This window comes from Litoreibacter sp., assembly GCF_058136045.1.
In genome coordinates this window covers 808,020-819,314 of sequence record NZ_JBYVDD010000003.1, presented here as the reverse complement: position 1 = coordinate 819,314, position 11,295 = coordinate 808,020, and the positions used below count along the sequence as shown (strand labels likewise).

At 57.7% G+C, this 11,295-nt stretch carries 10 protein-coding genes; 7 read left to right on the top strand and 3 right to left on the bottom strand.

Going from position 1 to position 11,295, the window contains the following annotated elements; genetic code table 11:
• Positions 1 to 322 precede the first annotated feature (322 nt).
• A complete protein-coding gene (dusA, locus tag AC3Y7R_RS05330) occupies positions 323 to 1,342 on the top strand; it encodes a tRNA dihydrouridine(20/20a) synthase DusA (protein ID WP_490040959.1) in 1,020 nt (339 codons plus the stop codon).
• 184 nt (positions 1,343 to 1,526) lie between these two features.
• On the opposite strand, the gene AC3Y7R_RS05325 is transcribed toward dusA, so the two are convergent.
• The 3 genes from AC3Y7R_RS05325 to ruvX form a co-directional block, all read right to left on the bottom strand.
• Complete coding sequence (locus AC3Y7R_RS05325; protein ID WP_490040958.1) at positions 1,527 to 2,645, bottom strand: THUMP domain-containing class I SAM-dependent RNA methyltransferase; 1,119 nt, start codon at positions 2,643 to 2,645, stop codon at positions 1,527 to 1,529.
• Positions 2,646 to 3,303: 658 nt separating this feature from the next.
• On the bottom strand, positions 3,304 to 3,543 hold the full coding sequence (locus tag AC3Y7R_RS05320) for a DUF1289 domain-containing protein (protein WP_490040957.1): 240 nt from the start codon (positions 3,541 to 3,543) through the stop codon (positions 3,304 to 3,306).
• A complete protein-coding gene (gene ruvX / locus AC3Y7R_RS05315; RefSeq protein WP_490040987.1) occupies positions 3,540 to 4,022 on the bottom strand; it encodes a Holliday junction resolvase RuvX in 483 nt (160 codons plus the stop codon). The genes AC3Y7R_RS05320 and ruvX overlap by 4 nt, the downstream gene beginning before the upstream one ends.
• 183 nt (positions 4,023 to 4,205) lie before the next feature.
• Between ruvX and AC3Y7R_RS05310 the strand changes: the two genes are divergently transcribed.
• From AC3Y7R_RS05310 to AC3Y7R_RS05285, 6 genes are all read left to right on the top strand, one after another.
• Complete coding sequence (locus AC3Y7R_RS05310) at positions 4,206 to 5,450, top strand: sarcosine oxidase subunit beta family protein (protein ID WP_490040956.1); 1,245 nt, start codon at positions 4,206 to 4,208, stop codon at positions 5,448 to 5,450.
• A gap of 77 nt (positions 5,451 to 5,527) precedes the next feature.
• Complete coding sequence (locus tag AC3Y7R_RS05305) at positions 5,528 to 6,193, top strand: hypothetical protein (RefSeq protein WP_490040955.1); 666 nt, start codon at positions 5,528 to 5,530, stop codon at positions 6,191 to 6,193.
• Between the two features lie 27 nt (positions 6,194 to 6,220).
• Positions 6,221 to 6,559, top strand: coding sequence for a sarcosine oxidase subunit delta (locus tag AC3Y7R_RS05300; RefSeq protein ID WP_490040954.1), 339 nt, complete (start codon positions 6,221 to 6,223; stop codon positions 6,557 to 6,559).
• Between the two features lie 69 nt (positions 6,560 to 6,628).
• A complete protein-coding gene (locus AC3Y7R_RS05295) occupies positions 6,629 to 9,640 on the top strand; it encodes a sarcosine oxidase subunit alpha family protein (protein ID WP_490040953.1) in 3,012 nt (1,003 codons plus the stop codon).
• Complete coding sequence (locus AC3Y7R_RS05290) at positions 9,633 to 10,205, top strand: sarcosine oxidase subunit gamma (RefSeq protein WP_490040952.1); 573 nt, start codon at positions 9,633 to 9,635, stop codon at positions 10,203 to 10,205. The genes AC3Y7R_RS05295 and AC3Y7R_RS05290 overlap by 8 nt, the downstream gene beginning before the upstream one ends.
• A 142-nt stretch (positions 10,206 to 10,347) precedes the next feature.
• Positions 10,348 to 11,229 (top strand): hypothetical protein, encoded by an 882-nt coding sequence (locus AC3Y7R_RS05285; RefSeq protein WP_490040951.1) that lies wholly within the window; start codon positions 10,348 to 10,350, stop codon positions 11,227 to 11,229.
• Positions 11,230 to 11,295: the final 66 nt, after the last annotated feature.

Here is an 11,295-nt window from a genome sequence, read left to right as displayed (position 1 = left end):
CTAGAAAACTAGGGGCACCTCATACCTTCCGTTGTGAATGTCCCCTTTGGGGAAACTCATGTGTCTGGACGCACTTGCAGCGAAGGCCCGCTTCCCACCCTTTGTCCAGCAGTGAAGTTGCGCATGCTTGCGTAGGGTTTTCTTGCGTGACTGGTGTTGGAAAACACCAACCTGACTGGATTGATTGGGATGATAGGTAGACCGTCACACCCGGCCATCAGTAAAAACGAGTATCTATTGTTGCTTACTCACGCCTATTGTTGCCCGCTTAATTTTCGACTAATTAGACACCTTGTCGAAGTTATAGCCTGTAGGTCCGTAAGTGTCTGAAAGTAAAAGATACAATTTACATCAAAATGCCCGCCTTTCCATCGCCCCCATGATGGACTGGACAGATCGCCATTGCAGGCACCTGCATCGGCTGATCTCAAAGCGGGCGTTGCTGTATACGGAAATGGTGACGGCCCCTGCGCTGGTGCGCGGTGGGGCGTTGCATTTGTTGGAGTTCGGGCAAGCAGAGCACCCCGTTGCCGTGCAGCTTGGCGGGTCCGATCCGGTGGAGCTGGCCAAGGCCTCGGTGCTATGTGCCGAGCGGGGCTATGACGAGATTAACCTGAACGTCGGCTGCCCGTCTGATCGTGTGCAATCTGGCAGCTTTGGCGCCGTGCTGATGGAGCAACCTGCGCTCGTTGCTCAATGTGTGGCGGAAATGATTAAGGCGCAACCTATTGAAATTACAATAAAATGCCGTATCGGTGTGGATGATCAAAACCCCGATGTGATATTGCCGGACTTCCTGTCTCGCGTACGTGATGCAGGTGTAAACCGTGTCACGATCCATGCGCGCAAAGCATGGCTGAAAGGGCTTAGCCCGAAAGAAAACCGCGATGTGCCGCCGCTGGATTACGACATTGTGCATGCGATGAAAGCGGCGTTTCCGGATATGCATATCTCGCTCAATGGCGGGTTGGCGACGCTTGAGGCGGGCTTGCCACATCTGGGCGCGCTGGACGGGTTGATGTATGGGCGGGCGGCCTATCACCAACCTTGGGACATCCTCGAAAGAGCCGATGAGCTGGTATTTGGCGACGCGCCCAGCAGCAAAACACGCGCCGATGTGGTGCACGCTATGCTGCCCTATATTGAGGATCATTTGGCTGCGGGCGGCAAGCTGGCACAGGTAACACGCCACATGTTGGGCCTGTTTGCAGGCCAGCCCGGTGCGCGTCATTGGCGGCGTATTCTGTCCGAGGGCGCACATAAACCCGGCGCGGGCAGGGTGCTGGTGTTGGAGGCACTAGAGGCGGTTCAAACAGCGCAAGCCGCAGTGAGTTTGACCTGACCTCAGGTGAGAAAAATTAGGGCGCGTTTGTTTTTCTTGCAGAGGTTTTTCCCAACCGCCAGTGCTTTTCGAAAGCAAGACTTGAGAGCCTGCGTACCGCATCAGTATCGTTTTTACACCTGCTCCAGATCGGCTTTTAGAAAAAGGAGCGCCTAACGGCGCGCTACATGTTTTATTTGGCGCATCATGCCAAGGGCGGCGTTTGGTGCAGGCAGACTTTCAATCCGCCATGGGGCACGCTTGGCCCTTGGGTGAGTGGCAGGCCTGTGGCTTTGGCCAATCCCGGCTCTGAGGTGATGATGCCCACGCGCCAACCGCTGAACTTTTCGCTCAGCGTCACGCCAAGTTTGCCATAAACTGCGTAGAGGTGCTTTTTGTTGCCGATCCGGCCGCCATAGGGTGGATTCACGATGACCAAACCGGGGGGGACGTCTGGGCATTCCAGCTCTTGCACATCATGGCATTTGAACTGGCATAGGGCGTCCACCTCTGCGCGTTCGGCATTGGCCTGTGCCATTGAGATAACGCCAGAGTCGCGGTCAGAGCCAAAGAAAAGTGGTGGGCCATCAAGTGTTGAGACCGGGCGGCGCATGTCTTTAAATGTCTTTGCGTTAAAGCCCGCAAGTTTTTCGAATGCAAAGTCGCGAGACCGCCCCGGTTGCAGCCCTTGGGCGATTTCCGCAGCCTCGATCAAAAACGTCCCCGAGCCGCACATCGGGTCCAGTACCGCGTCCGCGCCGTCATAGCCTGCTTGGCGCAGCAGCAAGGCGGCCATGGTTTCGCGCATCGGGGCCTTGCCCACGGCCTCCTTATGGCCACGTTTGTGCAGGCCTTCGCCAGACGTGTCGACGCTGACGCTGACGATGTTTTGCTCGATGCGGATTTTTAGGGTGACATTGCCCTGTTGGGATACGGTCACGCCAACTTTGCGCAAGGCCCGCTCGATGCGTTGCACTGCCGCCCCTGCATGGTAAATCTTGGACCGCTTGCATGTGACCTCGACGCGCACGTCAGTGTTGGGCAACAAGAAGTCAGACCACGGAAATTGCGTGGCCCGATGATCCAGTCGCGCCAAATCCATCGCGCGAAACGAGCCCATGCGCGCCAAAACCTTGCTGGCCCCGCGCAGCTCCAAATTCAAGCGCCAGACATCGCTCCAATCGCCCATCAACGTCACGCCACCCGGCCCATAGCGCGCGTCCTTGTAGCCCAAGGCGCGGAACTCCGGCAAAAGCAACGGCTCCAACCCCGGAGGGGCAACGGCGAAAATTTCGAATTGGTTATCTGTCAGTATATCAGTCATAGCCCCGTCCATAGGCCTATCTGTGCGGACACGCTAGAGCCTCTTGAGCGCGAAGCTGTTAAATCTGAATTGCCCCGGCGGCACACTGGGGGAGTGAAGCGTGACGCGCCCATCGGCGCGCGCGCAGGCCCACAGTCCCTCGAACCGGCCCATCTTGTCCCCGACCTGATAATTGAAACCGGCCTTGACGAAACCGCCCGATAGTTTGGCGATGCACGCCACCGCATTGGTGCCGGGGGCGATTTTTGTGATGGTTTTGGTTTAATGGTTTCATCGTACTAGCGCTTGCTGCCGCCAATTCAGATAAGGGTCTCTGCGGTGTATTCTAGCTGGTCCCATCCTTTGATCAACGCCTCGTGGATCATGCCATAACCCCACGCGGATTTGATTGCTGTATTTATTAAAATTCAACAGTTTCAGTACTTTATGCTTAGTTCTTCTCACCACAGCATCAATGAACGTCGCAACGCTCCCTTCTTTGGCGTGAACCACAACGCCTTGCCTCTCGCGGTTCTTGTGGCGCCCAAAGGTCTTTTCAGCGCCATAGATGTTGGCATCATGCACATAGACGATGCGCCGCTCCTGCTGGCCGGTGCATCCCAACGCGGCGGGCCTCAAAGCTCGTCATCCATGAGCCGGCATGGCACAGAAAATCCCGCTACCGCGCCCGCCCGGACAGGCGCGACGCCCTCCCGCCACGGCGTTTCTTCAGCCGCTCGGCACGCGACGGCAACTCCTGCAACAGTGCGACCCGTGCTTCATTGCTCATGGCAGACCACGCGGCTATTTCGTCGATGGTACGCAAACAGCCCGTGCAAATCCGCTCGACCGGATGCACAAGGCAAACCTTAATGCAGGGGCTTTTCACCTCGTCTCGGTGCCAAATTTCGTCGCTCACCGGTTGGCCTTTATGTGGCGGATGCGGTCCAACGCGCCTTGCAAAATAAAACCTGCCGCCACATGGTCAATCACCTCGGCACGCCGCCTGCGCGAGGTGTCTGCCTCCAACAGCGCCCGCTCGGCCGCAACCGTCGACAGACGCTCGTCCCAAAAGGTAATTGGCAGCTCGGTCAGGCGCGACAAATTACGCGCAAAGGCCCGTGTCGATTGAACCCGCGGCCCCTCCGAGCCATCCATATTCAACGGCAATCCCAAAACCAGCCCGCAAATGTTGCGGCTCTGCAAAAGCGCAAACAAAGCTGCCGCATCAACACCAAATTTCTTGCGCTTGATGGTCTCCAACGGGGTTGCCACTGACATAAAGCTGTCCGAGACAGCCACCCCAAGCGTCACAGTCCCCAAATCCAGCCCAGCTATAGGTCGCATGTCTGGCAAGACGTCGGAAAACTCGATAATATCGTCAAAAACTTCGCCCATAGCTGCCCTTTCTTTGTTCTTCCAAATACGGCTCCATGGCCCCCAAAGTCCACCTTCATTCGCGTGCAAGGGCGCTGTTGTGGCCGTCATTGTCGCAAGTGGCGCATGTTATGCCGAAACCAGCGGCTCATTTCGCCCTTAGCTGCCGCAAAACCAACCCAACCACTGCCAAGGGATGTGCCCATGAGACGTTACTCCGCATTTGCCATCGCGCGCGAGGCCGCCAGATACCATTCCGGCTGGGAGCGCGCATGGGCCTCACCCACACCTAAAAAGAAATACAAAATCATCATCATTGGGGCAGGCGGCCACGGGCTCGCCACCGCCTATTACCTTGGCAAAAATCACGGCATCAAAGACGTCGCCGTGATCGAGAAAGGCTGGCTTGGCGGCGGCAATACCGGGCGCAACACCACCATCATTCGCTCCAATTACCTGCAAGACCCGTCGGCCGCGATCTACGAGAAATCGCGCTCCCTCTACGAGACGATGAGCCAAGACCTGAACTACAACGTCATGTTCTCCCCGCGTGGCGTGTTGATGCTGGCCCAAACCCACCACGAGGTCCGCGGCTACCAACGCACGGTCTACGCCAATGCATTGCAGGGCGTGAAAACCGAATTCATCTCACCGCAACGCGTCAAAGAAATCTGCCCCATCATGAACATCGCAGGTCCGCGCTACCCGGTGCTGGGCGGGTTGTTCCAAGCGCGCGGCGGCACCGCACGCCACGATGCGGTGGCATGGGGCTACGCGCGCGCTTGCTCTGATATGGGCATGGACATTATCCAGCAATGTGAAGTCACCGATATCAAGCGCAAGGGCGGCGAGGTCACAGGCGTATCCACCACCAAAGGCGATATCGATTGCGATAAACTTTGCATCGTAGTGGCGGGAAATTCCGGCCATGTGGCGGGCCTCGCGGGCTTCCGCCTGCCGATTGAATCCGTGGCGCTACAAGCGCTGGTCTCCGAGCCAATCAAACCCTGCATGGACATCGTCGTGATGGCCAACACCGTGCACGGCTATCTGTCGCAATCTGACAAGGGCGAGATGGTGATTGGCGGCGGCACAGACGGGCACAACAACTACACCCAACGCGGCTCGTTCCAACATATCGAGGAAACCGTGCGCGCGCTGATCGAGACCTTCCCGATGCTCTCGCGCCTCAAAATGCTGCGCCAATGGGGCGGTATCGTGGATATCACCGGCGACCGCTCGCCGATCCTATCCAAAACCCCGCTGGGCAACTGCTTTATCAATTGCGGCTGGGGCACTGGCGGCTTCAAGGCCATCCCGGGTTCTGGCTGGGCGATGGCAGAACTTGTCGCCAAAGGCCATTCACCACTAACGGCTGAGTTTGGCCTGGACCGCTTCAAAGAGGGCCGTTTCATCGACGAATCTGTCGCCGCAGGGGTGGCACACTGATGGCAAAATCACGCGGATTATGGAGCCTCATCCGGGGGCTCTCAGGCAGTAAAAAAGCCACGCTCAGAGAACTAGCCTTGAGCGCACAAGCACGCGAAACCTTGATCGAGGACCCTGAATGGGACGTGCTTTATCCCGAAAGCTTCACTTTCACAGCGCCCCACCTTGCCTTGATCAAACTGGCACGACTGCACTGGTCACGCACCGAGAACGGCGCGCCGGAGCTAGACCCGCAAAACCCTTACCGTGATGCGTCTACCATGGAACACCTCACACTCTTGTTGGGCGAAGACCGCTCGGAGGCTACTCAAATAGCGTTTCTCCAATCCATGGTCGCCGCAATTGCGCAGTTTTGCGCCACGGCACAAATAGCACCGGGTAAATACACACTCTCCTCACCCCCCGATGGGGTGGCGCCGCAGGTGACGCTCACGCCAGACCTTATCACTCTGGTGCGTAATCTGGCATGGGACTGGCCCGATGAAGACGATATGCGTGACGCGCAATCAGCGGGCGAAATTGCAGGCCCGGTGGTCGATCCTAAACGTCCCTATGGCGACATGAGCTTTTATCAACTCGACATTCATCGCCTCCTTGAATGGCCTATCGAGCACCGCAACGAGGATGGTTTCATCCAGTTGAGCGACAGCCAAATAGAAGCCGCCACACTGCTTCACACGCAAATCCTAGGGGCCGCTCAGGCCGTCCTAGAGCATGGGGAAGTTGATAGTCCAAATGTATGAGACACCCATGAATATTCGGAGCCGCCAATGCTGATCCTTGAATGCCCTTATTGCGGCACCCACGCCGAGGAGACCGAACTGCACGCAGGCGGCCAAGCCCATATCACCCGCGAAACCGTTGGCGCTAATGACGCGGCATTCGAGCAATACCTGTTCACTCGCGCCAACCCGCGCGGCGTCCATCTGGAACGCTGGCGCCACGCCAATGGCTGCGGCAAGTGGTTCCACGCCGCGCGCTCCACCACCACGCTCGAAGTCTACGGCACCTATAGCGCCCAAACCACCAAGCCCCCAAAAGACATCGTAAAAGCCATCACCGAAAAACACCCCGACTGGACCTACGCCAACTGGCTGGACGCATCATGACCCATCATTGTTCCATAAATATCCCCGCCGGAGGCTCCAACACCTCCACCCAAGCGAAGGCCCGATAACATGAGCACCAGACTAGCCGCGCGCGCCCGCCTGCTCGATAAATCTAAGCGGATATCCTTCCAATTCAACGGCCAAACCATGCACGGGTTTGAAGGCGACACCCTCGCCTCCGCCCTGTTGGCCAATGACCAAATGCTGATGGGCCGCTCGTTCAAATACCACCGCCCGCGTGGCGTAGTGGCGTCGGGTGCGGAAGAGCCAAACGCGCTGGTAAACCTCGGCAAGGGTGGCCAGTTCGAGCCAAACGCGCGCGCCACCACGACCGAGCTGTTCGACGGTCTCACCGCCGAGAGCCAAAACCACTGGCCCTCGTTGAACTATGATATCGGCGTGCTCAACAACTACGCCGCGCGCTTCATGCCAGCAGGGTTCTACTACAAAACCTTCATGGCGCCTGCGCCTGCGTGGAAACACATCTTCGAGCCGATTATCCGCAAAGCCGCAGGCCTCGGCAAAGCCCCCAAAGACCGCGACGCGGACCGCTACGAGCATTTCTATGCCTTCACCGATGTCCTCGTTATCGGTGGCGGCATCGCAGGATTGCAAGCCGCACTTGCAGCGGGGCAAGCGGGTGCCAAAACCCTGTTGATCGAGCAAACCGCCCATTGGGGGGGCCGCGCGCCCGTCGATGGCGTCGAGATTGACGGCAAACCGGCCGATACGTGGATCACGCAGACGCTCGAAACCCTCGACGCGATGGACAATGTGCAAATCCGCACCCGCATGATGGGCGCGGGTGTCTATGATCACGGCTATGTCACCGCCTATGAGCGGATCACCGATCACGCCCCCAACCCGGACCTGCCGCGCCACCGCCTTTGGCGTATCCGCGCAGGCCAAACCATCACCGCCACTGGCGCAATCGAGCGCCCTCTAGCTTTCGCAGGCAATGATATCCCCGGCGTCATGCTGGCCTCGGCCATGCGCGATTACGTGACCAATTTTGGCGTCAGCACGGGCGATCGCACGGTGCTTGTCACCAATAATGACGACGCCTACCGCACTGCGATCACACTCAAACAGGCGGGGCTGGATATCCCGGTCATCATCGATGCGCGCCCCAATGGTGGCGGCGCTCTGGTCGATCAAGCGCGCGCTTTGGGCATTCGTGTCGAGACTGGCAAAGCCATCGCACAGGTCAAAGGCTCCAAGCGTGTCACGGGCGTCGACCTTTGCGCGCAGGCGGGCCAAGGCATGGTGCTGGAGCATGTGGAATGCGACGCGGTCGCCATGTCAGGCGGCTGGTCTCCGGTCGTGCATCTGTGGTCGCATTGCGGTGGCAAACTGATCTGGGACGAAGACCAAGCGCATTTCAAACCCAATCCTGACGCCGCCCCCAAAGGCGCGCACGGCGAGGCGTTCGTGATCCCCGCAGGCATCGCCAATGGTGCGATGGACAGCACGTCCGTGCTGGCGGACGCCGATGCCGCAGGCAAACTTGCCGCTACACGCACAGGCTATAACCCCGGCAAATCAACACCCCCAACAGCCACCGCACAGCCCGAGGCTGCAATGCTGCCCGTGTGGAAAATGCCGCAAGGGGCTAGCTATAAATTACGCTCCAAAATGTGGCTCGATTTCCAAAACGACGTGAAGGTCTCCGACGTGCAATTGGCGGCGCAAGAGGGCTATGAGAGTGTCGAGCACACCAAACGCTATACCACCATTGGCATGGCGACAGATCAAGGTAAATTGAGCAACATCAATGGCTTGGCGATCCTTGCTGATAGCCTAAATGCACCTATTCCATCCGTGGGAACCACCACCTTTCGCCCACCCTACACACCTATTTCTATGGGCTCGATTGGCGGCGAAGCACGCGGTGAAATCTTTCAGCCGCTCAACCGAACACCGCTACACCAATGGGGCGAAGATAACGGCGCGCATTGGGAACCTGTGGGCCATTGGCGGCGCGCCTATTGCTACCAGCGCGATGGCGAGAGCGTCGAGCAATCTGTCCACCGTGAGGTCAAAGCGACCCGCGACAGCCTTGGCCTGCTCGATGCCTCGACCCTTGGCAAAATTATCGTCAAAGGACCGGACGCAGGCAAATTCCTCGACATGATGTACACCAATATGATGTCCAACCTGAAGCCGGGCAAATGCCGCTACGGGTTGATGTGTAGCGAGAACGGTTTCTTGATGGATGACGGCGTGGTGGCGCGGATCGATGACGACACATGGCTGTGCCACACCACGACCGGGGGGGCTTCGCGCATCCATGGGCATATGGAGGAATGGCTGCAAACTGAGTGGTGGGATTGGAAAGTCTACACCGCCAATGTGACCGAGCAATACGGCCAGATCGCCGTCGTCGGACCGAAGGCGCGCAAGGTTTTGGAAAAGCTGGGCGGTATGGATTTGTCCAAAGAGGCGCTTGGGTTCATGGAGTGGGCCGAGGGCAAAATCGGCGGTTTTGATGCGCGGGTTTTCCGCATCTCGTTCTCGGGCGAGTTGAGCTTCGAGATTGCCGTGCCAGCCAGCCAAACGCGCGCTTTCTGGGACGCTTTGCACGCGGCGGGGGCTGAATTTTGCGCCACCGCTTACGGCACCGAGGCGCTGCACATCCTGCGCGCCGAGAAGGGCTTCATCATGATCGGCGACGAGACCGACGGCACAGTGATCCCACAAGATTTGGGCCTGAACTGGGCGTTATCTAAAAAGAAAGACGACTACTTAGGCAAACGCGCGCAGCAACGTAGCCACATGGCCGACCCAAATCGCTGGAAACTGGTGGGCCTTGAAACGCTCGACGGCTCAACCCTGCCCGATGGGGCCTATGCGGTGGCGGATGGCGTTAACCTTAACGCACAGCGCAACACCCAAGGGCGCGTGACCTCGACCTATCACTCGCCCACATTGGGCAAAGGCATTGCGATGGGGTTGGTGCTGCATGGGCCGGACCGCATGGGCGAGGTGATTGATTTCCCAATGCTGGATGGCATGATCAAGCAGGCCAAAATCGTCAGCCCGGTGTTCTATGACCCTGAGGGGGAGAAGCAAAATGTCTAATGCAGTCAGCGCGTTGAGCGGCGCATCATCGCAAGGCTTCGCCCCTATTGTCGAGGCAGGTTTGCGCGGCATGATTACCCTGCGCGGTGATTTCGCGTCCGCTAAATTACAGGCGGCAGTGAAGTCCGCCACGGGACTATCCGTCCCTGATCAACGCCACTGCAACAGCGCAGACAGCAAGGCAGTCGCGTGGATGTCACCTGATGAATTGCTGGTAATGGTGCCCTACACAAAAGTGATCACTGCCACCGATGAGCTGTCCAAAGCACTGGCGAGCGAGCACGCCCTTGCGGTCAATGTCTCGGACGCGCGCGCGGTGTTCACCATTGAAGGTGCTGGCGCGCGCGAGGTGCTGGCCAAGCTGTCCCCAGTGGATTTGTCACGCGAAACTTTCACCACGGGCATGTTCCGGCGCACAAGGCTGGCCCAAGCTCCGGTGGCGTTTTGGCTGCGCGATGATGCAACGTTCGAACTGATCTGCTTCCGCTCCGAGGCGCAATATGTGTTTGATGCATTAAGCATGGCGGCAATGCCGGGCTCCGAGGTGGGGATTTTCACTAAATAAGTGCGCGCCTAGGGCGGATGTGACGTGAAAATGCTCGAAATATGCTATTCACGGGGCGCAAAGAAAAACCTTTACGCTTTACCTTTCTGGGGTGGAGGGGATAGCCATGGCGTAATTCTTGTTTAGTAAGGCGCTGCTACCTATGGATTTTCGATTGCTTCCGTTCCTCTTCGTAATGGTATTGGCCTCCATCGTGATGGGTGCTCCGCAATCCGCACAGGCAGAACAGGTCTTGATGCAATGCTCAAAAACGGCAGGGAGTTCTGGTTGGCTGCCAGATGCCTTTACCTATGTGCGCGAAGCTGCGTCGAAAAAAATTACGGTCTCTGACCCGATCATTTTGCGCCGCCTTCGCGCGCCTGTATCAGGAAAAATCGTTCGGGAAAGTCGCGGCCAGATGGTCCTTACATGGAAAATCAAAGGGATGCGGGATTCTCGCGGTACGACAACCGCGGCGATGGTATATCGGGCCGTGGTGAAGACGGCCGATATGAGTTTTAAAATCACCGCCAGCCCACTGGGCTTTTCCGAGACATTCTCAGGGCGGGGAAAATGCAAAAAAGTCCCTGCCAAGCAGGTGAAAGCTTTGAGCAAAAAGATTAAATCTGCTGGAAAAGTTGCTGAGAAAAATGGTGGGATGATCCACACGCTCTGGAAAGTCGGTCAGAACCGTAGCTTTTCTTGCAAGCTTGGCCAACCCCGCAAGCCTTATGATTGGTCGCTGCGTCAGGTGAGCGTTCATCAGAAAGCGAAGTCAAAAACTGCGACCATCGAGTTTTTGGCGCGGGGCAGCAAAACCCGCTCCAAGGCAAAGGCGCGGGTGGTGCAGAAAAAGAAATACGTCCTTTATCGGTGGGCGCATTCTGTTGATGATCCTAAAGGGCGCGGGTTTACGGAACCTGCCAAAGCTGTCGTTGAATATTATCTAGCGGTGGACATGTATTCGGGGCGGGCGTCGCTTCAATCCTCGGCTACCCCGACACGCCGCAAGTCCTCGTCGCGCGTCGGAGCCGGGTGTAAATAACGGGTGCATTGGCGTCTCATGTTTGGTGAGCGGTTCTTGAGGTGGGTAGTTTAAGGGGATGAAACG